Below are 23749 nucleotides of genomic sequence, written 5' to 3' on the forward strand. Positions count from 1 at the left end.
GCATATTAAGTCGTCTTTCAAATTACAGTGAATGCGTTCATCTGGAAGCCCGGCCAGTCCGGTTTTTCCATGTATCCCATGCATTGCCACGCCTGCCTGATGTGGATGATGCAGCATGCAACAAGGAAGGAGACTATGAGTCAGCAGGCCCAATCTCGCATGTTCCCCCCGCTATATATTTTTCTCATGCTCGTCGCGTTAGGGTTACTGAGCTTCTTTTAGTGGATGTTGATGCGCAGCCGCACGACTGGGTGCTGCGCACCTGGCAGGACGAAGAAAATGCGTCCCCCGTGAAACGAGGGACGCATTGGGCTGGATTTGTTTCCAGCGAGGGAGAACAGTTGCTTCGTTACTACTGCACTGCAGAGGCTGCGTTCACGCGGCCTTTTCCGTAATACGGATCGTTGCCCGGTGCACCGAGATCATCCGCGGTATTCTGCAGACGCGCCTGAATGTATCCCGGATTGGAATTCCCCTTGGCGTCCTCCACCAGGGCGGCAACACCGGAGACATGCGGGGCGGCCATACTCGTACCTGCGGCCCAGGTATACCAGTTTGTTCCGTTACCGGGAGCAACATACGGAGCCAGGCAGGAGACCACACCATCGTGATAGTCAAGCCATGCCGGGGTGGCGCAATCAAAGTTTCCGCCCGGGGCTGCGACGCTGATGGCGCTGTTGCCATAGTTGGTGTAGCAGGACGGCTGGTCGAAATCCATCTGGCCGAGGGGACCCGTGGCGCTGACGACCATGCCGGCACCGGCTTCGGCGGGGACCACCACCCAGTTCCCGTTGTGATCCATGTCCATCGATTCATTGCCCGCAGAACAGACCACGAGTACGCCATGACTGTTGGCATAATTGACCGCCTTGTAGATCATGGAGATGAAACGGCCGAACTGGGCTTTGGGCCCGAAACCACCGAGGCTCATGTTGATGATGTCGACATCCGCTTCATCCACCGCATACATTATACCCTGAAGAATGTTGGCGAAGGGTGCGCTGCCATCGTCACCAAGCACTTTGACCGCAACCAGCGTTACATCCGGCGCGACGCCGGCGACACCAATGTTATTTGTGGAAATCGTCCCTGCAACATGCGTGCCGTGGAAGTGGCGATCCTGCCAGTCCGCCGGATTTCCGGGATTACTCGGACTGAAATTCCGGCATGCAGCCAGATCATATTTGCCCGCCAGATCCTGGTGATCCGGACTGCCGCCCGTATCGAGGACACCTACACGAATATCGCTTGAGCCCGTCGTCACATTCCATGCCGACATCGCGTCTATCTGAACCAATCCCCACTGATCGCCATAAAAGGCGGCGTTCCAGGGATCACCGCTTGCGACCGGATTGCTGATTGACTGAGGAATACCTTTCGTCGCCTCGGCGAGCGAAGGTACCCACTTCTCGATCTGGTCGCGCGTTACGCTCTGGATACCCGACATGCTCTCGAGCGCTGCGGCATCACCGTCTGCGAGTCCCGTCACGATGGCAACCTTGATCGGGTCCAGAATATCCACAATCGTGCCACCCACCTGGCTCACCGCCTTCTGCAGTTTGGAGTCGTTCGCGTACTCCACAAGATAATTGTCGGTGACTTTCTTCAGCGTTCCCTGCTCGTTCGACTGTCCGACGGGAGCAATGGGTTCGTTTTCACTGCAGGCACTCAGACCGACGAGCAGCACAAGGCAAAGACCAATTCCTGTATATGTGAATCTTTTCATGAGATTCTCCTCAAAGAATGATGGATGTAAGGATACGGTGCGGACACCATCGCGAACGGCTGCGACTGCATGAGGTCCATCCCGCGTTAAACGCATCTCTTGCGTGAACCGCCAACCTATGGCACCGACTGATGCATGGTGTGGCTTATGGTTCGCGTATCATGACGCATTTCAAATGCATCATCACGCGTTTGGGGCGGATGAAATGGCCGATGAGGCAGAACGGCCAGGGAGGCGAATAATTTTAAGATGAATTAGACTACGTCTAGATAACACTTTAAGCACATACGTGTCAAGTATGTATTGTGTTTTTTTAGACTTACGTCAGTGCGATGTGAAAGCCTGGCGAAATCGCCACTTCACCGGCGCGCATTTCCCTCCGCCGGTGGAAGTTTTTTTTTCGCAATGCATCAGGAAGCTCATCAGGAAAGACGAGGATGTGAATTTACGAAGACAGCCCGGAAATACGCATTCCGGGCTGTCTCGCATGGGGAGCGGAGGGTGAGGGACTCGAACCCACAAGTCCTTGCGGACGGCAGTTTTCAAGACTGCTGCATTACCAATTATGCTAACCCTCCTCGGGCTTACACGATCTGCAAAATACGGAGGGCAAAGGAGATGAGCAAGGCATTGCCTCCGCGGGAATTATGCAGAGTCTGCATATTCAGCCTGAATACAAAACAAAACGGCCCCGCAAAGTGGGGGCCGTTTTTCTATGGTCGGGATGAAATCAACTCACTTGTTGATCTGATAGACAATCTTGCGAACCGTATCGAACTGCAGATAAGGATACATCTCGCGAATCTTGTCAATCGCGTCTCCGGCACTCATCTCCTTGCGCATGTTGCGGAACATGCGGCGGATCTTGTAGTCGCGGATGGCCTTCTCACTGAACAGGTTATGCTTGTTGAGCTCGAAGTACACCTCGTCGTCGATCAAATCCTGGAGCGGATTGTCGCCGGTTTTCAGTTCGTTCTGCATAGTGCCTCCTGTTGGATGTGGATGAACGAGAATCGTGATACGAAGCACTAACAACAGCTGTCGATACTTCTTCTCCTTTTTTCGTCAGATCTTGTTGGATAGACACGCTTCCGGGGAAAAGGTTACAAATAAATACCGGACGCGTGAAAGACCTCATGTTCTATAACGAGGGAAAGAGGCGAATTGTTTCAATTTTCGGCTCTTCTGTAGAAATGAGATCGATAGGCAGGAGGTTTGTGGCAATTAAACTTGAAAAAAGGTACGCGTAAAGAGGACGCAAAGCAAGAAATTTACCCGGGTTCCGTATTTATGACCTGGAGAAGCTCCTCAAGGGCTCCGTAACCGGCTGATTCCAGCCAGCAGGCCACGACATCCGGAAGAGCGCCCGTGAAAAAGCGTCCGTCGCCCATCGTCTCCACACTGCGCTCAAAAACACGGTCCCAACCCGGGAAATCATGTGCATCGTAGGCGGTATTGTGGAATAACAGGACGGCGACGCCACTCGCGGCATGTACGGTGTCGAGTACATGTTCGATATGGGTGACGGATTCCCCGGCGGATTTCCCCCGGTAATGCGCCAGCGTCCCGTCCATCATGGTCAGCGGCACTTCCCAGATTGGCAGCACTTCCCCCCGTTCCAGATCCCATGGCAGGAAGGGATGGCAGCTGCCATTGCGGAAGCCTTCGTGTTCCGCAAAACCGAGGGTGGAATCCACTTCAAACCCCTCCTCCACCTGTTGCCGCCAGGTCCGGGGGTAGAGAAAACGCAGGTAGTGTTGGCGGATGCTTTGAGCGTGGGTCCCACTCGCAGAGGAAAGGCGACGGGCTTCCTCATGCAGCATCCCGGCATCGGCATGTGCGTGAAAACTGGGATGCAGTCCGATGTCATGTCCCGCTTCCCGGAGCCGGGAGAGTACACGCGTGGCACGCGCGCCGTCGATACGGTAACTGACATCACGTTTGTCACGTCCCCCTGCCTTGAACAGCCAACTCCCCCGCACGCCGTGATGCTGTTCGTGCTCGAGCATGTTGTAAATGGACTGCACGTAGGGATCCTTTTCCTCACGTGCGAAGGCTACATACTCTTTCAGTCTCCGAATGCGCTCCCCTGCCCGCACATGTCGGCGGTTGAAAAGGAAGTTTTTAACGACTTCGCGGAAAAGCAGTCCCGGTGTGAACTTGCTCAGGTAATCGATGTCGTGCGTCATCACCACGGCGGCATCGCGGCCGCAGAAACGCGCCGTGGCATCCATTGACGTTCCGGCGGCAGAAAGCACGGCCGAAAGCACTGCAGCATATTCGGCAAGGACGGGACGCAGCAACTCCCCTCTGCCCCCGAGCAAACTCGCGGAGGCCGGAAAGCGGTCAAACTGATCACGGGCGTCGCTGCTCCACTGCTCATGGAGGGAAAGGAAATAGAACGCGGCCGCGACGAGGTCGGAGGTCAGCGCCGGTGATGCATCATTCGACGCTGTTTGGACAGGGAAAAGGGAAAGGAAAGGGAGCGCGCCGTGACGGTCATCCACAGGAGCCAGCTGTACCGGCTGGGAATGAAGCAGCTGTTCCTGTGCAGGCATGGCTGCGGGCAGCCATGCGGCGCCTTCGCGGGGTACGGAACCGTAGTGCAGCTGCGCACTGCCGCGCACGAAGCGTGGACGATAGCCGGCGATCAGTCCGAGCATTGTCAGCGTATAGCGGGCAGGACCCGCGAACGCGGGCCGGCAGTCATACGAAACGGTGATTTCCTGTGCCATCAATGCGCCCCGTAATACTGAAACGGGCGCCGTCCTGTCAGGAATCTCCCCAGGACAGCACTTCTATGCGGACATCCGCCAGCCCGTCATGAATCATTTCCAGTTCCTCGGCCGCTGCCCTGCTCAGATCGATGACACGTGACTTGCGGAAGGGACCGCGGTCGTTAATACGCACAATCACCGATTTGCCGTTCTGCATAGAGGTCACGCGTACATAAGTACCGAACGGATAATCGCGATGCGCAGCTGTCAGTTCCCTGCGGTTGTAACGCTCACCGTTCGCGGTCTTGCGTCCGTGAAACTTGTTGTGGTAATACGAGGCAACTCCCTCATCGACTTCCAGTACGTCGACCTGCGGGTAATTGCGAATGTCATGCCAGTCCGCGGTGTCGCGTGTCGATGAGCAGGCGGAGACCAGGACCACCGCCAGCAACGCGGGCAGGATGTGTCTGTATCTCTTTATGAACTCCATTCATAGCACGCTCGCTGTGGAACAAAATGTTTACATGGCGTCGCGGAATACCAGCACCGCAGCCGGAAAAAATCAGAGGAACTGCCCGAGGCCTTTCTTTCGCAGGTGGTCAACGACTTCCTTGACTTCCTGCGAACGACCCTTATGGCAGACCAGTACCGCATCCGCGGTGTCAATCACAATCAAATCTTCCGCTCCAATCACTGCTGCGTAGCGGCCGTCTGTCGTTGTCACATGGCAATTGTATGCATCACGCAGAAACACCTCACCTGCAGCGGCATTATCATGCTGATCCTTCGGGAACAGCCGCGCCACTTCATCCCAGCTTCCGAGATCGTTCCAGCCGAAATCTGCGGGAAGTACATACCGGTGATCTGCCTTTTCCATTACACCATAATCCACGGAGATGGGACGCATCTCACCATATGCAGCCTCAAGCGAAGCGGCAAAACGGTCGGTGTCGATGTCCGCGCTCAACCGATCGAGTTCCTCAGACAGTTCTGGTAGATGGTCGGCGATACCGTTGAGAATTGTCGAGACGCGCCAGATGAACATGCCGCTGTTCCAGACAAAGTCTCCGCTTTCGAGAAAACGCTGCGCGGTCTCCACGTTTGGTTTCTCAGCGAAGGTGACAACTTCGTAGGCCTCTTCGGCGGCGTATGGCCTTTCATCATCCGCCTTCTGAAACTGGATGTAACCATATCCCGTTTCGGGACGCGTCGGTGTGACACCGATAGTGACGAAACCGCGGGATTTTTCAGCCACGGCAATGGCATTTTTCAATGTCTCCTGGAAGGCGGCGATATCGTGCACGAGATGATCCGCGGGCAAAACGAGCATGACTGCGTCATCATCAAGGCGTTTCTTCAGGATTTGCGCACCGAGTCCGATTGCCGGAGCAGTATTCCTGCCGAACGGCTCCACGATGATATTCTCCGGCGGCAGCTGAGGCAGCTGTTTACGAACCCCTTCCTCCTGCTGCGCGCTGGTAATGACCAGGATGCGCTCCTTCGGGATAATGGGATCCATCCGGTAGACGGTGTTCTGAATCATGGTACCACTGCCGATGATTTCCAGCAGCTGCTTCGGTGAATGTTCCCGGCTGCGCGGCCAGAAGCGCGCGCCGACTCCACCGGCGATAATTAATGCGTAGGCGTCCATTACTACCTGTGTTCTCTTCTCATTGTGTCCCGGGAGGCTGACACATCAACCCCGGCCGGACCTTCAAACAAAACCCGTCCCGCAAAGCGGGACGGGAACTTCGACCATATGGATACCTTACACGCGCTCAGCGACCTGAAGGCGGTTGATCGCCCTCAGCAGCGCGCTGCGTGCGCGTTCCATATCCGTATTTTCTTCCTTTGCCCGAATGCGCTCTTCAGCACGGGTCTGCGCCTCGCGCGCACGCTCGATATCGATCTGCTCGGCCCGCTCGGCAGTATCCGCCAGTACGCGCATCTGGTTGTGAAATACCTGCGCAATACCACCGCTTAAGGCGTACAGCGCATCCTTTCCATCGGCATCGGTGACTTTCATGAAACCGATATCCAGCGATGAAAGAAACGGGGCGTGATTGTGCAACACCTGGAAACGACCCTGCGTACCAGGACAGTTGACGGATGCAACCTGCCCGGTGAACGCAATGCGCTGCGGAGTGACGATTTCCAGGTCAAATAAGTTGGCCATGTGCTCCTCGATCAGGCTTCCTGCATTTCTTTGGCGCGGGCGAAGGCTTCCTCGATAGTGCCGACATACATGAAGGCGTTCTCGGGAAGTTCGTCGCATTCACCCTTGAGAATCATTTCGAAGCTCTCGATGGTGTCCTCGATCTTGACGTACTTGCCCTTGAAACCGGTGAACTGCTCGGCAACGAAGAAGGGCTGCGAGAGGAAGCGCTGGATACGACGTGCGCGATGCACCGTCACTTTATCCTCATCCGACAGTTCGTCGATACCAAGGATGTTAATCAGATCCTGCAGATCCTTGTAGGTCTGGAGGATACGCTTGACTTCCTGCGCCACGTTGTAATGGCGTTCGCCGATGACGTTCGGGTCGAGGATGCGGGAAGTGGAATCCAGCGGATCCACGGCGGGATAAATACCCAGCTCGGAAATCTGTCGCGAAAGCACCGTCGTTGCATCGAGATGCGCGAACGTGGTCGCGGGTGCGGGATCCGTAAGATCATCCGCAGGAACGTACACTGCCTGCACGGACGTAATCGAGCCTTTCTTGGTCGAGGTAATGCGTTCCTGCAACTCACCCATTTCCGTGGCCAGCGTCGGCTGGTAACCCACGGCCGAAGGCATGCGTCCCAGCAGCGCCGAGACTTCGGAGCCCGCCTGAGTGAAACGGAAGATGTTGTCGATGAACAGCAGAACGTCTTTTCCTTCCACATCACGGAAATACTCTGCCATGGTCAGTGCAGTCAGCGCCACGCGCTGGCGGGCACCGGGAGGCTCGTTCATCTGGCCAAATACCAGCGTGGTCTTGTCAATGACACCCGATTCCGTCATTTCCAGGTAGAGGTCATTTCCCTCACGAGTACGCTCGCCAACACCACCGAATACGGAATATCCACCGTGATGCATTGCGATGTTGTTGATCAGCTCCTGGATAATGACCGTCTTCCCGACACCGGCGCCGCCGAAGAGACCGGTCTTCCCACCCTTGGTGTAGGGTTCGAGAAGATCGATGACCTTGATGCCGGTTTCAAACATTTCCTTCTGCGTGGAAAGCTCTTCAAAACTCGGGGCGTGACGGTGAATGGGGAAATACGTATCCGTTTCGATCTTGCCCTTGTCATCGATAGCGTCACCGGTGACATTGATCAGGCGCCCGAGCGTCTTGGGTCCGACAGGCACGGAAATCTGCGCACCGGTATCTACGGCTTCCATGCCTCGTACGAGGCCGTCGGTGGAATCCATGGAAACGCAGCGCACCCGGTCCTCACCGAGATGCTGCTGCACCTCGACGATGAGGGTGTCGTCATTCCCTTCTGCATCTTTGCGTTCGATGGTCACGGCATTATAGATGGCCGGGAGTTCATTGCCGGAAAAATCGACATCCACCACCGGTCCGATGACCTGTACAATTGTGCCCTTGTTCATTACCAGTGTTCTTTTATTGATGGATAATATGAATCTGAAATAGATCGTAATTTAGCAGGACAGTGAGAAAAATCCAACCTGTCCGACGAAGGGAGCATTCAGCTTCCAGCAGTGCACAACAGCAAATGCGCGCGTTGGGTTCACCAGATCGCGAAAAAATGCACGCAGGGATGTCCCCCGAAGCGACTATTAATAAAGAAGTGATCAGACGTCAGGAATGAGCAGTGTGACGGTACGGGGCGGGAGGACGAAGCGCACCCGATCACGGTTGGCGTAAAAAGATACGCCATTGATGGGGTCATACAGGCGCACGCCTTCAGGGAGTCCGAGATAGGTAAGCGTGCATTCGCGGGAATTATCTCCCGCGTTTATGGCGATGAACACCTTTTCAGCCCCGGCAGCGCGCATGAATACATACAGTCCGCTGACGTCGTCGAGCTGCAGTGTCTGCATGGTGCCGCTGCGGAGTGCGACGGAATTCTCCCGCAGGTTGATCAGGCGCCTGTAGTAGTTGTACATCGCGGTGTCAAAAGCGACGGGGTAACGAAGCGGATCACCGGTCACTTCGAAGCTTCGCTCATCCTTGAACACCATGTCATCCCAAAGCATTGGCTTTCTGTTGTCCGGGTCGTCTCCACCCCACATCCCGGCCTCATCGCCATAGTAAATCACGGGGGCACCGGGAAGCGTGAATTGCAGAAGCAGAAGCATACGCTGCAGGCGCCGTTCATCGCGGTCGGGGGGACGCGCGAGGTAGCCAGGATTGCGTGCGGGACTGTTTCCCCGATCGAAAACAAGCGTATCATTGACGCACATGCTGGCGATACGGTCGGTCTCGTGGTTGTCGATCATGGAAAGCAGCATGTCTGATCCGCTGAGTGTGGTGCGGCTGCGCTCTGACATCAGCTGACCATCCATCCCCGTGGCGGTTTCGCGGCCATGCAGAAAAAAATCGGTTATCGTCCGCGCGAAGATGTTGGGACCATCCATATCGAAAGGCGCGGACGTGCGTCCCGGTCCCTTCGAGAGATTGACGAGCAGAACCTCGGGATTAACGCCGCGGCAGAACTGCGCCCAGTCCTTCCAGAATTGCTGCGGAAGTTCCTGCGCAAGATCGATGCACCAGCCATCGACGCCGTCCGCAGGGTCTCCGTCTCTGTTGGGATCCATCCACTTCCGGGTGCTCGCGAACACATAGTCGCGCGGCCCCTTCGCAAGACCGCTGGTATCCTGCCTGAAACGCGGGAATGCGTCAATACCCCACATTTTTTCATACTGGAATTCAGAATCGTATGGCGTCTCCGGCCGGTCCCACTGCTGAATGTTGAACCAGTTGCCGAAACGCGAGGTCTCCTGCTTTTGCAGCACATCATTGAACGCCCAGAAATGGACCCCGGTGTGCACGAACTGTGCCATAATGAGCACGCGCATACCCCTCTGGTGTATGGCGGAGACCAGATCGGAAAAACGGCGGTCGGCCGCAGTCAGATACCAGGTGCGCGGATCGTCGGGCACTTCCCTGTTGATGAAGGTGCTGTCCACAGGCGTGTTGGGACCAAAATGCCTGTCCGCATGATGCAATGAAGCCACATCGAATTTGTGCGATGAAACGGCTTCAAAAATGGGTGTGAGAATGACTCCTTCAACCCCGAGGGAATCGAGATAGTCGAGTTTTTCCAGTATCCCGTCGAAATCACCACCGTACTGCCGCAGGAGGGCTGAGGGATAAAACTCCTCATGCAACATTTTCTCTTCCACGGTCTGCGCGTACCAGTTCGCCGTCCACTTCGACACCGACCACGGAACGCTGGCGTCGTCAAACACATCCGCGGCGACGGGATCATTTTCCCTGTCCCCGTTCCGGAAACGATCCGGCATCAGAAGATACCAGGTCATACCGCGGGCCCATGCAGGCGGTTCAACCTGCTGCTGGGCTGCCGCTCCCTGAACAAGGATGAAGAACAACACTATGAATGTCATGCATCTCATGCGGCACACAAAATAGCGCAACCGTGGATTGCAGACAATGCACTGCATGGGCAGCACCGGTCATGGAAAATCATGGTGGCAGGCGGATTACGAATCTGTAATCTCAAGTTCAGTCGTTTGAAAGATTTAGCTGATAGATTGCATGCCAGAGATTGCATTCAGACTTCTGTCTCGAGATCACCAGATTCACTGTTTCCAAATAAAATCCATCGTGGTCTCCTGACGCCGGGCGTCCCGCCGCAGCAAACACTGCAGGGACGCCCATCGTCTTTTCAGGACAGGCCATGCGAACCGTCCTCCCCCCCTCACTTTCCCCTTACGCATACTTTTGCCACGCGTTCTACCTTTCCGGGTTGTAATCCTCAATTCAGATGTATGAAAGATCGCACGTATAACTTGCACATCGTGAACTCGCAACCACGAATGAATTTACCTGACGATAGGAGAGTGACATGATGATAAAGTATATGCATCGTTCGCACAGGTACCTGCGCAGCAGCAGCGTCCTTTTGATTGGATTGCTGCTATCGATTGGCAGCGCGGCGGCACAGCCGCAGATATCCCCTTCCCCTGAATACTCGCATTTCTCGGTCATGCTTGCCATCGGCTATTCCCGAACAGCACTGCAGCGTGGAGATACATTCTCGGGCATCGACAGAGCGAGCAGTCCGCAGTTTCGCGCTCAGTTCGACTACCGCAGCTTTCGTTACATGGGACTGAGTGGCGGAATGAATCTGCTCGGAAGCACCGCCTACAGAGGCGTGAGCCAGATTGACGGCAGAGTGAGTCAGAGCGGAGAGATCTCCTCCATGAGTGCCGAGCTTGCAGCGGCGGGATACCTCCCGCTCACGGTGAAGTCCACTCTTTACGTTCGAGGCGGTGTCGCCTATATCAACATGCGCCAGAGCAGTACGAGCGAAGGCGGAGCAGCGTCGGTGCATGCGAATGTATTCTCGCCGCTTGCAGGAATCGGTGTGGAACTTGATCTGCGGCGTTTCATCGCATTCCGTGTGGGACTGGACTGGTATTTCAAAGCCGGAGATGCTGCGCGACTTGGCGGAGAAGGCGCCATCCAGGCCGCCTATGGAGGATTTGTGTTTCGCTTCGACTAGTCCAGGCCGCTGCCATTCTCCCCTTCAAGGCGGATTGCGAAATCTTACATGGTTGTAATGAGAGATTCAGCTTCCTGTAAGGTCCTGGCAATATCTTGTCCAACGAGATAACACACCAGCTGGTCCCTTTATCTCATTCGTGTGTGAACGGACTCGACACCCCCCAGGAGGAAACAATGAAACGGCTCTATCTGCAGGGAATTCCGCAACTGAACATACTACTGCTGCTCGCAGCCGTGTTGCTGGTTCTGACAGCCTGCAGCGAACAATCGACCGAACCCGCCCCATATTCACATACCGCCAACGTCACAACCCTTTCAAAAGACAACCCCGGCATCCGTCGCGCGATGGAAGTGCAGGAACGGAATACCGAGCGTTTCCTTGCAATGAAGGATGTTGTCGGTATCGGCACCGGCATGACTGAGGAAGGTAATCCGGCTCTCGTGATTCTTACGAAGAAGGAGCTTCCCAAGGGACGCCTGCCCGAGATGGTTGAAGGACTCATGGTCCTGCAGCACGTCGGCGGCGCCATGGAAATCACCGGCAAACCGGGGACAACAGGAAGTACAAAGAAGAGCGGGAACAGCGGCGCGGCAGTGGATCTCGGCCAGAGGCTCACGCGTCCCGTACCCATCGGCGTATCAACGAGCAACTACTATGACTGTGGCGCGGGCACGATCGGTGTGCGTGTCAAAAGCAACGACGCGCATTATATCCTGAGCTGCAATCATGTATTTGCGCGCCTCAACGCTGGCGGCAGCGGTGAGGTTATCCTGCAGCCGGGACGCGCAGACAATGGCTGCACCACAGTGCTGAACGATGAAGTCGCCCGCCTTGCGGATATGCAGACGATCGACTACAGTCCCTATGCGAATAACCTGATGGATGCTGCTGTCGCAAGTACGACCACAGCCATGGTCGACAACAGCACGCCGCTTGATGGCTATGGTGTCCCTTCCTCGACGACGATGTGCGCCACAGTCGGAATGGAAGTACAGAAATACGGGCGCAGAACCGGTTTGACGCAGGGTCGCGTGGTTGCCATCAACTGCAGCGTCGTCGTCCCCTATCCCGCTGGTCCCACGCGTTTCGTGGACCAGATCGTCGTTGAGCCGTTGCGTAAGAACAAAAGTTTTGTGGAAGGAGGGGACTCCGGTTCCCTGGTCGTCACCGACGACAGCAATGCAAACCCCATCGGCCTGGTGTACGCGAAGAGCGGAGACCTGGCCTTCGTCAACCCCATCGATCCCATACTTCAGCGCTTCGGCGTGCAGATCGACGGGAAATAGAATCTCTTGCATTCACTGTGCTAACCAGTCAACCCTGACCAGGGGCGGCCCGCTGAACGGCCGCCCTTTCCTATCTACTCCCCTTTCCCTATCTACGGCACCCTTCCCGGCACACCTCTCACAACATGTTGCACACTCGGCACTACAGGCTGCACACTCGTGACTACACGCCGAGCAGCCATCCTTTCAGGTACCAGGATTCGGGGATATGAAGCGCAACCGGGTGATCCGGAGCCTGCATGAGAGGGACGAGCAAACTTGCATCCCGTCCGGCGTCAGCAGCAGCATCCGCGAGGATTTTCTGGAAAAGCGGCGGCGTGATATGGCCGCTGCAGGAGAAGGTGAACAGTTGTCCGCCTTCGCGCAGCAGCTTCATGGCAAGAAGATTGATGTCCTTATACCCGCGGGCAGCTTTTTCCACCTGCGAGGCGGAAGCAGCGAATTTCGGTGGATCGAGAACAATAATATCAAACTGCCTGCGTGCGTCACGGCATTGCCTCAGGTAAGAGAAAACGTCCGCCGCTTCCTGCGAATAACGTCCGTCATCAAATCCGTTGTCACGGACATTGCGCATTGCCAGTGTGAGCGCATCTCCTGAGACATCGACATCGACAACACTGCCAGCGCCACCCGCGAGGGCATGCAGTGCAAAACCACCCGTGTATGAAAAACAATTGAGTACACGCGCTCCGTCGCACATCTGTCCAAGCAGCACCCTGTTGTCACGCTGATCGAGATAAAAGCCGGTCTTGTGTCCTCCCTCCACATCGACAGAAAACTGCAAGCCCTCCTCCACGACAGCGACGGGCAGCTTCCGCTTCTGTTCCCCGATCCAACCCGTACGGGAATCGAGTCCCTCCTTCTTCCGTGCATCCGAATCGGAGCGTTCGTAAAACGCCGCGTCGGGAAAGCGCTCCTGCAGCAATCGAATCAGGGTCTCGCGATGGGCATCCGCTCCAGCCGCGAGGAACTGGACAACGATGAGGTCGCCGTACTGATCCGCCACGAAGCCCGGGAGTCCATCGGCTTCGGAACTGACAAGCCGAAGCGCATCGGTCTGTCCCTCCGCAAACAGCTGTTCGCGAAGCGCCAGCGCCTTATCGATGCGTGTGGCGAAAAACGCGTCGTCGATATGAACGCGGGGATCGAAACTCCACATCCGGAGACGGATCTGCGAAGCAGGCGACCATGCGGCGATGCCAAGATCGGCGCCGTCCGCTGACCGTACCAGTACGGAAGCACCCGCCGGGGGTGTGCCATCCACCTTCGCCACGGCTCCGGAAAATCCCCAGGGATGACGACGGAGCAGCGACGCTTCGCGTCCCTTTTTCAAGGTCACAATGGGATATGGCATTGATCAGTCCCCTTCCCGGAAGCGGAAGGCCCAGTGCAGGGGACGCGCATCAAAATCGTTGTACAGGTCATCGCCGTTGAAGGTTGAGAGGGCGGGACTCCCTGACAGCGCTCCGGTCACCAGGCAGAGCGCGAAATGATCATCGCGCTCGGCACGCGCGTACTCAAGCTCCGTCAGGGTAAACTCCAGTGTGTCATGTGGTGTGCCTTTTACGACGACGTTCAGATGGTCATCTCCCAGGATACAGTGCAGGTCGAAGCCTTCCCCGATATCATGCACAGGCATGACCGTCCACCCCCGTTCTTCAAACGCTGCAATCACAAAATCCCTCGCCGCTTCGCGAGCACGTACATTGACATCCTCGTCGGCAAACGAAAGCGCAATCGCCGCGAGATCTTCATCGTCGATCTCGTCATCCTCATCCTCTTCGTCAACGCCATGCTCATGATCGGCGGGATGTTCATGGAACGGCTGTGCGATGGCCTCGTCGAAAAGCATCGCCGACGCTTCCGTCACCTCACGCACACCACTCAAAGCGTCTTCATCGATCTCCTCGTCTCCGGCAAATTTCAGCGGCTTGGGTGTGCCATCACCACTGATGAACCGCAAATCGCCCACTTCCTCCCAGCGCAGCTGGCGGGTATAGTACTGCGGTGTCGACGTCCCCATTTCGGGGAGCACATACTCGGTGGCGATTTCGATTTCCTCGTCGAGCAGCGTGCTCGCCGCTTCATAGGAATCCAGCACCTTCTCCACAACCAGTCTGCTCACGAGCAGAAACTGTCCGTCATATGCAGTGACGACATACAGCACATCGTCACTCTGTACGCCGGCAGCGGTGAAACCTTCGCCGGCGACATAGGAAAGGGCATCACCGCTCCGTCCAGAGCGGTACCGTTCCTCACAATAAGTATCTGACCAGAACACGGTGAAATAGCGGGGCATGACACATCACAATTCTTTGAAGAGTGGTTCGGCCCGTGGGCCGGAACATTCAATATACGCATACTCCCGCTTCCACCTTGCCTTTCGATGTCCTGTTTTCTATCATGGGTATACAACATCCGCTTCTACGTAATCCATCGCAACGCTGCCATGAGGGACATCGGCAGGCAACGCTGTGTACGTGTGCCCGGAGAAAGCGGCTATGGTATAACCCTACCTCATCACATCCGCAGGAGGTCACCATGCCGGCAAGAAGATTGAAAGAATATCTGGACGCCGAGGACGTACGCTATGTCACCATAGTGCATTCCCCCGCATTCACTGCCCAGGAAGTTGCCGCCCTGGCACATATCCCGGGAAAGAACATCGCGAAAACCGTGGTCGTCGTGGTTGACGAACGACTGGCCCTGGCTGTGGTTCCTGCACCCTACACCGTCGATTTCGACATGCTGCAGGGAACCATCGGTGCATCCACTGTGCGTCTTGCAGAGGAAAGCGAGTTCAGCGGAACGTTCCCGGATTGCGAACTCGGGGCCATGCCTCCGTTCGGCAACCTGTATGGCATGGAAGTCTATGTCGCCCGCAGCCTGGCTGAGGACGAAGATATCGCCTTCAATGCCTGTAACCATCACGAACTCCTGAAAATGCCCTACAGGGAGTTCGAACGCCTTGTGCAGCCGAAAGTCATCACGTTCTCAGTGCATGCGCAGGCGTAGATCGGACAAAAAAAAAAAAGAGGCATTGTGCTTGCACTCACAATGCCTCGCAGGAGGCCCGAATTCCATCCTTATTTATATCCATCACCCCCAGGGGGCGAACGGGCTGCTCGGGTATGCATGAGTAACACAGAAGCCGGGATTTTGTTACATCATCATACCCGAATTCGACAAATTTCGGTATTTATTTCATCACTATGGATATAATTCCCTTTTCGCGGCACAAAAAAACGCCATTTAGGGAATGGATTCCTCTTGACATATGGAATCAGATTCCTTATTGTGTAGGCGCAACGCATCAACCGTTCGCCTGAAGTGAATAACATACCGCCTCCCTCTCACAGCATAGGCGGTCATTACTTTGTATCAGCTGTTCCGGCTACGCCTGGCCGGACAGCAATACACTTTCTTGATAGACATGATATATGCAGCACGCCCCGGTGCTGCGTAAATGAGATCTGAGTTCGGCTGTCCCTGCACCGAACATGCAGGTGATGATTCATATTGATTCGCCGGCTGATTAACGCCTCATCACCCGGTATGAATCACTGACGAGACGGAAGCAGGCGCGAGCTTGGAGTGATGGTTCGAGGGCTTCCAGACTTCCACTCACGCCCTTCCGTTGTCGTCAGTTTCCGGCTTCGTTCCGCTGCGCGGAACTACGCCGGGACAAGTCCACATTGGAGCTTCGTTCCGCTGCGCGGAACTCCCGGCTCTGCCTGGAATGCCGAAGATGGATTCTCCACACGCTGTACTTGGCTACGCCGGGACAAGACGCCGGGACAAGTCCACATTGAAGCTTCGTTCCGCTGCGTTAGCGGAATTCAGAATCCTGCATTTTCCTCCTCTTCCTCTCCCTCTCCGATTTCCGTGTACCAGAATCCCCATTGAAGGGGACGGTAGCGGAAATCGTCCAACAAGGTATCAGGGTCAAACACTGAAAGCTCGGCATCGTCACTGCCCGGTTGCGTGACAATGCAGATCACGGCATTGTCGTCTTCCGTCGCGGCTTCGAGATCGGCGTCGGCCATGAGGAAACGTACTTCCTCCTGCGGTGTGCCGAAGACGAGTACATGGTATTCCTCATCGTCCTTCGTACATCGGAAGTCGTAATAGCTGTCACTGTCGTCGGGTGAAACGACGCGGTAGCCCTCGGACTGGAAATACTCGATCACGATGGCATTCGCTGCGTCCATGACCTCGGAAAGCTGTTCAGGATTGTCGAAATCCATCGCGATCGCGGTCAGCTCTTCTACCGTCAGATCGCTGTCATCGTCATCATCATCATCCTCGTCCATTTCATACATGGGGGAATCCGCCTCTTCGAGGTCCTCGAAATCTCCTTCTTCCACCAGCTCCGCAAAATCCTCTTCGAGAAAGCTGTCGAGAAGTTCCGCGGAAGCAGGTGTCAGTTCACGAACTTCCCGCAGCATCCGACTGTCGAGCATGTCCTCGCTGTTCCTGGGCAGTGAAAATTCGCTTCCATCGCCGCGCAGCAGACGCAGCTCGGAGGAAATTTCCCATGGCAGCTGCCGCGAGAAGTACATTGCCGTCGCGCTGCCCTCCTCGGCCAGGAGGTACTCCGGCATTTCCCATGCCTCGGCACCGAGTTCGGTGCGCACTTCATCGTAAGAAGAGAGGATGCGTGCCACGCGCATGCGTCCTACGAGAAATAGTGTCCCCGCCACCACGTTGATGCCGTAGACGGTATCCCCCTGCTCAATGCTGCTGCGCGTCAGCATGCAGCCTGGTGCCTTGACAAACGGCTTCCCGGAGTCATCGTTGCCGTAATGCCATTCACAGATGTCGGAAGGGAGGTAAAGTGTGTAGTAACGTGCCATGGGGAATCCTGTTATTCATGAATTGAAATAACTGCTAATCAACTTTGTCGTACGCTCTCAGTGACAGTTCGTCAATATATCCTCCGGGTCGGCGCGACAGTGGCAATGGAAGACCACTCTCCTTGAACGTCAGGTAGTAGTTGGCAAAGTGAAGCCATTCATTCGGAAGCGCAAAGTAGACGCGAAGTTCAAACGAATGCTGGTACAGACTGTCGGAGGCAAGACGTGTGTCTCTGAACATACCGTAGACGATAACGGGCAGCTCCATGGCCGGACCATCACGCAACGCAAGACGAAGCACGTTCTGCGCAGGGTCCAGCACCTGGTAGGAAATCCTGGAGGGGAAGCGGCAGTATTCCGCGGAGCGTACGCGTGCGATCTCCAACCACTCTGCCTCCTCTCGATCTATCCATTCCGCTGAGATGTCTGCGTTTGCGGTATCAGGAAAGAGGTCATTGCGAATAAAAGTCTGCAGATCGTAAATGGACACATTGTCGTCTTCATCCAGCCAGAACCGAAGTGTATCATCCCAGTCATGCGGTTCATAGTCCCTGGTCAATCTGAACCAGTCCGTCTTCCCTCCAAGCGGCGACGTAACCTTCGCAACATCGTAGCGTACCGTCCCCTCCCGTGTCGACGACCGATCAATAATATCAAAGTCCAAGTCCACGGCGCTGTAGTCGTACTCTTTCGTCCCTGTGCCGATGTGGAGTGGGACATCAGGGATCCATTGTACCCTCACTGTATCCAGAAATCGTACCGCACCGTCGACATACTCTACACCGACCACCGCCTCGTAAGATCTTCCTGGTGCCGTGTACCAGACCGGATGAAAGCGGAGGGTGTCTGCATCATCCTGCAGTGGTACACGAAACAACTTGTAGCCGACCAGGTACACAATGGCTGCATCCCTCGAGGCGTCGAGTTCCGTTATTACGAATTCAGGTGGACTCTCATCGCAGATAACTTCTGTTGGTCGCGGAAATGCGATATGTGGAGTGCCACGTTCGCGCGCATCCGGCACTGGAGACTGTGACTCGTCGCAGGAAACGAGCAGCAGGCCGAGCACGCAGATCATTTGAAACCGCAGCACTATTCCCCCCGGTGCCTTCATTCGGAAATGTAGGTGAAGTAGCGCGTGTCGAAGAGTTCCTGCGTGTCGTCGTGGCGGCGGACCCCGAAGTCGAGCCGGTACCTGCCGGCTGTGGCGGATGTCAGTTTATGCACAATCTGCATATTGTCACGGTCGGTGACGGGATGATAAAAAAGTGCACCCTGCACGCGGTAAAACACGTCTTTCTCACGGGTGGAATCGAGTCCCGCCAGCTCGATCACGAGGTTTTCCCCCTCGGGAATCAGCGTCCCGTCTTCAGGCGCTATGATTGTTGGGAAGGCCGCTTTGGCCGGTTCGTTTGCGTCATCACTGCAGGAAGGGAGAACAACGGCCAGAAACAGTGTCAGAAGCAGCATCCGGGCCAGGCGGCCCCACGGATTCACTGGCAGGTGGAGGTCGATGGACATCAGGCAAACTCCTTTGCATGCATGAAACTCACGGAAGCAGGCATGCAATAACATACTGATTTGTCCGCAGAAAATCAGCACGGACGATGTTGCAAGAAGGCCTTCCCCCCAGAAAATATGCAGAAACTGCATATTTCCCCCGGCGCCAATTTCGCTGTCTTGTATTAGGTCCGGCAGGGATGTAACTTGCTTTCTTGTACTGAAATTATCGCAACCGCATGCTTGAAAAAGAACTTACACGACGCAGAACCTTCGGCATCATCAGCCATCCCGATGCAGGGAAAACCACATTGACGGAAAAGCTGCTGCTTTTTGGTGGTGCCATCCATACCGCGGGAGCGGTGAAGAGCAATAAGATCCGCAAGACGGCGACATCCGACTTCATGGAAATCGAGAAGCAGCGCGGGATCTCCGTGGCGACTTCCGTGATGGGATTCGAGTACGACGGGTATCGCATCACGATTCTGGACACGCCCGGACATAAGGACTTTGCGGAGGATACCTACCGCACGCTCACTGCGGTGGACAGTGTCATTCTGGTCGTGGATGCCGCCAAGGGCGTCGAGGAACAGACACGCAAGCTGATGGAAGTCTGCCGCATGCGCAGCACTCCCGTCATGGTGTTCATCAACAAGCTCGACCGCGAGGGACGTGAGCCGTTCGCGCTGCTCGATGAACTGGAAAACGAACTCGGAATTCACACGCGTCCCCTCACCTGGCCTATCGGTATGGGACGCGACTTCAAAGGCGTGTACAACATCTTCCACAACCGCCTCGAGCTGTTCTCCCCCAGCAAAACGGAAATTGCCGACGACAGCGTGCTCATCGAGGACCTGGCCTCGCCGCTGCTCGACGAACATGTCGGCGACAGGGCAGCGGAAAAGCTCCGTGAAGAGTTGGAACTGATCGAGGCCATGTATGAGCCGTTCGATATTGAACACTACCGCGACGCCTACCTCGCCCCGGTGTTCTTCGGCTCTGCGCTGAACAATTTTGGCGTGAAGGATTTGCTGCAGACCTTCGTGCGCATCGCTCCCTCTCCGCAGCCCAGGGAAACCTCGAGCCGTGTTGTAAAAGCGGAGGAAAACACGTTCACGGGCTTCGTATTCAAGATTCATGCGAACCTTGACCCGAACCATCGCGCGCGCATCGCTTTCTGCCGCGTCTGCTCCGGCGTATTCGAACGCGGGAAGTTTTACCGGCACACCCGGCTCGGCAAGGAATTGCGCTTCACCTCCCCCACCGCATTTATGGCAAACGAACGCTCGGTGGTGGATGAAGCGTATCCGGGCGATGTTGTCGGACTGCATGACACCGGAAACTTCAAGATCGGGGATACGCTGACTGAGGGAGAGGATCTCGCCTTCAAGGGCATCCCGAGCTTCTCACCGGAACGTTTCAAACTCGTGGTCAACCGTGATCCGTTCAAGAGCAAGCAGCTCGAGAAGGGGATTCAGCAGCTGACGGATGAGGGCGTGGCGCAGCTGTTCGTGCGCCAGCAGGGCAATGAAAAGATCGTCGGTACCGTGGGCGAACTGCAGTACGAAGTGATACAGTTCCGTTTGCGGGAGGAGTACGGCGCGACGGCGGACTTTCGTCCCCTCAACATCTACAAGGCCTTCTGGTTCACCGGCGAAAACAAAGAGGAACTCGACCGCTTCATGCAATTGCAGCAGCGGAATATTGCATGGGATAAAGATGAGCATCCGGTATACCTCCCCGAGGGCAGCTGGTCGTTTGACGTCGTCAGAGAGAACTATAAAAGCATCATCTTCCACGACACGTCCGAGTTCAAGACCGAGGAATAGCCAGTGGGAAACTCAGCGAATGAGAAGCATCCTCGTCAGCGTCCCTCCCACCGTCCATAGACGCAGCATATACAATCCCGCAGGAAACCGTGAAATACAGCTCCACGTACGGGAAGTGCGGCACCGCACGCCGGAAGTCAAGTACCGGCTGCGCCACGGTGCATTGCACCGTGGCGAGCAGGTAGATGAGAAATGTGAATGCTGTCCGCATGACTGTCGTGATTGGGAGACAGCGTCAAAGGTCTTTACCGGCGGATAATCCGCTTTGTCCAGCTCTCCGCTCCGGCCTGGACGCGGAGGATGTAGAGTCCCGGCGGGGCGGATTGAATATCAATCGTCTGGCGCAGACTCTGCAGGGGACGCGCCTCATGGCTCGTGTAATACCGCTGCCCGAGGACGTTGGTGACGGTGATATCCCACTGGACAGGATTATCCGCGCTGGCAACAAGCTGAAGGATGCCGTCGTTCGGATCGGGATATGCGTGGAATGCTGCCTGACGACTGGGACGCCTGACGTCAAGAACGTTGACGTCATAGGGATCGGACTGCGTCGAACAACCGAAGGCATTGGTGGCTACGACGCGGTAGCTGCCTGTATTGACTGCAGTGTAGGACTGCGACGTTGCTCCCGCGATCGCGTTGCCGTCGAGGAACCACTGATAGCCGGTCGCACTTTCGCTGCTGGTCAACTCGTCATCGCTTCTCGAAATAACGGGCTTATTCGGACGCGGATGCACGATGACATCCACGGTATCCGAGCGTCCCTCACATCCCGCCGCCAGGGCGACATCCACGAAGTAGCTGCCCGCCTGATGTACGGTGATGCGTCGCGTCGTTGCGCCGGTGGACCACAGATACGTTTCGTAGCCTGTTCCTGCATCGAGCGTCACGGAATCACCCTCACAGATCTGGGCTTGTCCCATCACGATGATCGAAGGCTTCGGATGATCGACCACTGAAACCTGGACCGGGCGCGAAACTCCTTCACAGCCGCTGGCATTGGTCACGCGCACGGTGAAGGTCCCGAGATTGCTGACGGTGATGGTCTGCGTCTCCTCACCGGTATTCCATTTGTAGCTGCTGTAACCCGCACCTGCGTCGAGGGTGATGGAATCGCCCCTGCAAACGACGGTGGAGCCGGCTGGTGTGATCTGTGGTTCCGGAGCAGGATTCACGGTGACATGCGCCGTGTCGGACACGCCCGTACATCCCGCAGCGTTGACGACGGAAACGAAGTAGCTTCCAGACTCGTGAACCACGATGCTCCGCGAACTCTCTCCGTTCGACCAGTTGTATGTCGCGTATTCGCCGGCATCGAGCACAAGCGTATCACCTTCACAGAATTCAAACGTTCCGGGCTGGTTCAGGCGTACATCGAGGTCTTCTGACAATACGACCAGGGTGTCGGACGTGCCCTGGCAACCAGTGAGTCCAGTCACCGTGACATAGTAATTCCCGGGAGTGGTAACGACCGTACTGCTCAGACTGCCGCCGTTGGACCATGAATAGTCAGTAAACCTCGTCGTATCCTGCAATCCGAGTGTAAAGCTGCCACCGGTGCAGAGACGCAGTGTGTCGCTGACGTTCAACATTGGCGTAGGCAGCGGGTATACCGTAATCGTAACGCCGGAAGAAGGCAGGGCATGTCCCGTGGCATCCTTCACGGTTACGGAGTAGTTCCCTTCCTTGAAGACGGTGATGACACGCGTGGTATCACCGGTCGACCAGAGGTAGGAACTGAAGCCCGTAGGTGCTTCGAGCCACACACTGTCACCTTCACAGATGGTGGTCGGTCCATGCACCGTAATGGGGGGACCATTGTAAATTTTCACATTGCCGTCTTCGATCTGGGGAAGCAGGCATCCCTGATCAAAACCTGCATGCACGGCGCGAACAAACGCATCGGCGCTGTCCTGCACACTTGCGGTCGTGAATTCCAGCTCCGCCATGATACCCTGTCCGCTGTATGTCTTGCGTCCGGTCCAGCTGAACAGCACTCCTGTTCCGGTGGGCGACTGCATAAATGGATTTACCTCCAGCGGCGAACCCGCAGGGAAGCTGATTCCCTGGTAGGTCAGCAGCTGCATATCGTATTCAATTTCCAGCTCGAAGGGATAAAACAACTGATTATTCATCGGCGTCAGCAGCGTGATGGGAACCTTGACTGTCGCATTCGATCCCCCGATCACATCATCGATCCGCATATGCAGATTCGAAAACGTCGTCGTATCGAGCGGGGCGCGATATGATTTGGTTTTCACATCAGTCCCACCACAGAAATTTGTCAGTTGCAGCTCAACCGTGCGCATTCCCCCGTCCGCACAGCTGCGGTCATACGTGATCACGCACTCCTGGAAGCCCTGGTAAATAATCGTCGTGATCTCATTGTAGATCGCTGTCATCTGCGCCGGCGTCGGCGTCTGATAATATCGTCCACCTGTCAGCAGCGCGATCATCTCAAGCTCCGATGCACTGACATTCGGACCGAGTCCGATAGTAAAGACACGAATTCTTTCCCGGTTGGCGAGGGAAATGATTTCCGCCGGCGTATGGGAGGAAGCATTATCCTGTCCATCCGCCATCACGATGACCGCCCGGCACTGGTTCACGCCGTTATTGACGAGTTCAGTCAAACCCCTGTATGTACCATCCCATACAGCAGTACCGCCGCCTGCCGGGAGTCCGTCGACCGCCGAGTACAGCAGCGGCTTCAGTGTGGTCATTTGCTGCGCGACAACAACACTGGTATTGAAATAAATGATGGTCGCCTCATCAGAAACGCCATCCATCTGATCGATGAACGAATGCCCCGCTGCCTTTGCACTCGTATTCGCTGCACCCGACATCGAGCCGGAGGCGTCGAATACCAGGGCTACGGAAATTGCACAGCGGACCTGGGGATCCGGGCACCAGAGCGTGAAATCCGGGACCTCCTTCCCATTCTCAAAAATCCTGAAATCCTGCTTCGCCATGTTGTACGCAGGATTGCCGTTGCAGCCAACGGAAAAATAAAGCTCAATGGTTGGCCAGTTGACCACCACCCGTTTGAAATTCAAATTCGGCTGTGCCTGCACCCCCTGCAGGGCCATGGCAAACACGAACAGCGTGAGAGCAATGCGTTTCATGATTTCCTC

At 55.8% G+C, this 23749-nt stretch carries 19 protein-coding genes and 1 tRNA gene; 5 read left to right on the forward strand and 15 right to left on the reverse strand.

Annotated features, from left to right (window positions below; all coding sequences use genetic code 11):
- Positions 1–352 precede the first annotated feature (352 nt).
- The 9 genes from KQI65_09630 to KQI65_09670 form a co-directional block, all read right to left on the reverse strand.
- Entirely contained in the window at positions 353–1726 is a 1374-nt protein-coding gene (locus KQI65_09630; protein MCB2204997.1) for a S8 family serine peptidase, read from the reverse strand.
- Between the two features lie 495 nt (positions 1727–2221).
- Positions 2222–2304 (reverse strand) — tRNA-Ser (locus KQI65_09635).
- A gap of 157 nt (positions 2305–2461) precedes the next feature.
- Positions 2462–2707, reverse strand: coding sequence for a hypothetical protein (locus KQI65_09640; GenBank protein ID MCB2204998.1), 246 nt, complete (start codon positions 2705–2707; stop codon positions 2462–2464).
- Positions 2708–2997: 290 nt separating this feature from the next.
- Positions 2998–4461, reverse strand: coding sequence for a polysaccharide deacetylase family protein (locus KQI65_09645; protein ID MCB2204999.1), 1464 nt, complete (start codon positions 4459–4461; stop codon positions 2998–3000).
- 37 nt (positions 4462–4498) lie between these two features.
- Positions 4499–4933 (reverse strand): septal ring lytic transglycosylase RlpA family protein, encoded by a 435-nt coding sequence (locus KQI65_09650; protein ID MCB2205000.1) that lies wholly within the window; start codon positions 4931–4933, stop codon positions 4499–4501.
- 72 nt (positions 4934–5005) lie between these two features.
- A complete protein-coding gene (locus KQI65_09655) occupies positions 5006–6094 on the reverse strand; it encodes an NTP transferase domain-containing protein (GenBank protein MCB2205001.1) in 1089 nt (362 codons plus the stop codon).
- Between the two features lie 117 nt (positions 6095–6211).
- Complete coding sequence (locus KQI65_09660) at positions 6212–6619, reverse strand: F0F1 ATP synthase subunit epsilon (protein ID MCB2205002.1); 408 nt, start codon at positions 6617–6619, stop codon at positions 6212–6214.
- A gap of 11 nt (positions 6620–6630) precedes the next feature.
- The gene (gene atpD, locus KQI65_09665) at positions 6631–8040 is read right to left on the reverse strand and encodes a F0F1 ATP synthase subunit beta (protein ID MCB2205003.1); all 1410 of its coding nucleotides are present in this window, start codon (positions 8038–8040) and stop codon (positions 6631–6633) included.
- A 204-nt stretch (positions 8041–8244) separates the two neighbouring features.
- Positions 8245–10020, reverse strand: coding sequence for a hypothetical protein (locus KQI65_09670; protein ID MCB2205004.1), 1776 nt, complete (start codon positions 10018–10020; stop codon positions 8245–8247).
- A gap of 461 nt (positions 10021–10481) precedes the next feature.
- Here KQI65_09670 and KQI65_09675 point away from each other — a divergent pair, with 461 nt between their 5' ends.
- Both KQI65_09675 and KQI65_09680 read left to right on the forward strand, forming a co-directional pair.
- Positions 10482–11141, forward strand: coding sequence for a hypothetical protein (locus tag KQI65_09675; protein ID MCB2205005.1), 660 nt, complete (start codon positions 10482–10484; stop codon positions 11139–11141).
- 176 nt (positions 11142–11317) lie between these two features.
- Positions 11318–12430 (forward strand): S1 family peptidase, encoded by a 1113-nt coding sequence (locus KQI65_09680; GenBank protein ID MCB2205006.1) that lies wholly within the window; start codon positions 11318–11320, stop codon positions 12428–12430.
- Positions 12431–12593: 163 nt separating this feature from the next.
- Here the strand turns inward: KQI65_09680 and KQI65_09685 are convergent, their stop codons facing one another.
- Both KQI65_09685 and KQI65_09690 read right to left on the reverse strand, forming a co-directional pair.
- Entirely contained in the window at positions 12594–13784 is a 1191-nt protein-coding gene (locus KQI65_09685) for a class I SAM-dependent rRNA methyltransferase (GenBank protein ID MCB2205007.1), read from the reverse strand.
- A 3-nt stretch (positions 13785–13787) separates the two neighbouring features.
- On the reverse strand, positions 13788–14729 hold the full coding sequence (locus KQI65_09690; GenBank protein MCB2205008.1) for a hypothetical protein: 942 nt from the start codon (positions 14727–14729) through the stop codon (positions 13788–13790).
- 242 nt (positions 14730–14971) lie between these two features.
- Here KQI65_09690 and KQI65_09695 point away from each other — a divergent pair, with 242 nt between their 5' ends.
- Positions 14972–15445 carry a YbaK/EbsC family protein gene (locus tag KQI65_09695; protein MCB2205009.1) on the forward strand — a complete coding sequence of 158 codons (474 nt, stop codon included), beginning with the start codon at positions 14972–14974 and terminating at the stop codon, positions 15443–15445.
- Between the two features lie 824 nt (positions 15446–16269).
- Here the strand turns inward: KQI65_09695 and KQI65_09700 are convergent.
- The 3 genes from KQI65_09700 to KQI65_09710 are packed head-to-tail and all read right to left on the reverse strand — an operon-like array spanning position 16270 to position 18807.
- Positions 16270–17286, reverse strand: coding sequence for a hypothetical protein (locus KQI65_09700; GenBank protein ID MCB2205010.1), 1017 nt, complete (start codon positions 17284–17286; stop codon positions 16270–16272).
- 34 nt (positions 17287–17320) lie between these two features.
- Positions 17321–18379, reverse strand: coding sequence for a hypothetical protein (locus KQI65_09705; protein MCB2205011.1), 1059 nt, complete (start codon positions 18377–18379; stop codon positions 17321–17323).
- A 17-nt stretch (positions 18380–18396) separates the two neighbouring features.
- Positions 18397–18807 carry a hypothetical protein gene (locus KQI65_09710; GenBank protein MCB2205012.1) on the reverse strand — a complete coding sequence of 137 codons (411 nt, stop codon included), beginning with the start codon at positions 18805–18807 and terminating at the stop codon, positions 18397–18399.
- A gap of 218 nt (positions 18808–19025) precedes the next feature.
- Between KQI65_09710 and KQI65_09715 the strand changes: the two genes are divergently transcribed.
- Together KQI65_09715 and KQI65_09720 are read left to right on the forward strand one after the other, a co-directional pair.
- A complete protein-coding gene (locus KQI65_09715; protein MCB2205013.1) occupies positions 19026–20615 on the forward strand; it encodes a peptide chain release factor 3 in 1590 nt (529 codons plus the stop codon).
- A 19-nt stretch (positions 20616–20634) separates the two neighbouring features.
- On the forward strand, positions 20635–20874 hold the full coding sequence (locus KQI65_09720) for a hypothetical protein (protein MCB2205014.1): 240 nt from the start codon (positions 20635–20637) through the stop codon (positions 20872–20874).
- Here the strand turns inward: KQI65_09720 and KQI65_09725 are convergent.
- A complete protein-coding gene (locus KQI65_09725) occupies positions 20861–23740 on the reverse strand; it encodes a VWA domain-containing protein (protein ID MCB2205015.1) in 2880 nt (959 codons plus the stop codon). The genes KQI65_09720 and KQI65_09725 overlap by 14 nt on opposite strands.
- Positions 23741–23749 lie beyond the last annotated feature (9 nt).

This window comes from bacterium, from assembly GCA_020444325.1.
Classification (GTDB): Bacteria; Bacteroidota; Ignavibacteria; order SZUA-365; family SZUA-365; genus BM516.

Coding starts and splice junctions, on each gene's coding strand:
- KQI65_09630 (MCB2204997.1), bottom strand. CDS start 1,726: ATGAAAAGATTCACATATACAGGAATTGGTCTTTGCCTTGTGCTGCTC.
- KQI65_09640 (MCB2204998.1), bottom strand. CDS start 2,707: ATGCAGAACGAACTGAAAACCGGCGACAATCCGCTCCAGGATTTGATC.
- KQI65_09645 (MCB2204999.1), bottom strand. CDS start 4,461: ATGGCACAGGAAATCACCGTTTCGTATGACTGCCGGCCCGCGTTCGCG.
- KQI65_09650 (MCB2205000.1), bottom strand. CDS start 4,933: ATGGAGTTCATAAAGAGATACAGACACATCCTGCCCGCGTTGCTGGCG.
- KQI65_09655 (MCB2205001.1), bottom strand. CDS start 6,094: ATGGACGCCTACGCATTAATTATCGCCGGTGGAGTCGGCGCGCGCTTC.
- KQI65_09660 (MCB2205002.1), bottom strand. CDS start 6,619: ATGGCCAACTTATTTGACCTGGAAATCGTCACTCCGCAGCGCATTGCG.
- atpD (MCB2205003.1), bottom strand. CDS start 8,040: ATGAACAAGGGCACAATTGTACAGGTCATCGGACCGGTGGTGGATGTC.
- KQI65_09670 (MCB2205004.1), bottom strand. CDS start 10,020: ATGACATTCATAGTGTTGTTCTTCATCCTTGTTCAGGGAGCGGCAGCC.
- KQI65_09675 (MCB2205005.1), top strand. CDS start 10,482: ATGATGATAAAGTATATGCATCGTTCGCACAGGTACCTGCGCAGCAGC.
- KQI65_09680 (MCB2205006.1), top strand. CDS start 11,318: ATGAAACGGCTCTATCTGCAGGGAATTCCGCAACTGAACATACTACTG.
- KQI65_09685 (MCB2205007.1), bottom strand. CDS start 13,784: ATGCCATATCCCATTGTGACCTTGAAAAAGGGACGCGAAGCGTCGCTG.
- KQI65_09690 (MCB2205008.1), bottom strand. CDS start 14,729: ATGCCCCGCTATTTCACCGTGTTCTGGTCAGATACTTATTGTGAGGAA.
- KQI65_09695 (MCB2205009.1), top strand. CDS start 14,972: ATGCCGGCAAGAAGATTGAAAGAATATCTGGACGCCGAGGACGTACGC.
- KQI65_09700 (MCB2205010.1), bottom strand. CDS start 17,286: ATGGCACGTTACTACACACTTTACCTCCCTTCCGACATCTGTGAATGG.
- KQI65_09710 (MCB2205012.1), bottom strand. CDS start 18,807: ATGTCCATCGACCTCCACCTGCCAGTGAATCCGTGGGGCCGCCTGGCC.
- KQI65_09715 (MCB2205013.1), top strand. CDS start 19,026: ATGCTTGAAAAAGAACTTACACGACGCAGAACCTTCGGCATCATCAGC.
- KQI65_09720 (MCB2205014.1), top strand. CDS start 20,635: ATGAGAAGCATCCTCGTCAGCGTCCCTCCCACCGTCCATAGACGCAGC.
- KQI65_09725 (MCB2205015.1), bottom strand. CDS start 23,740: ATGAAACGCATTGCTCTCACGCTGTTCGTGTTTGCCATGGCCCTGCAG.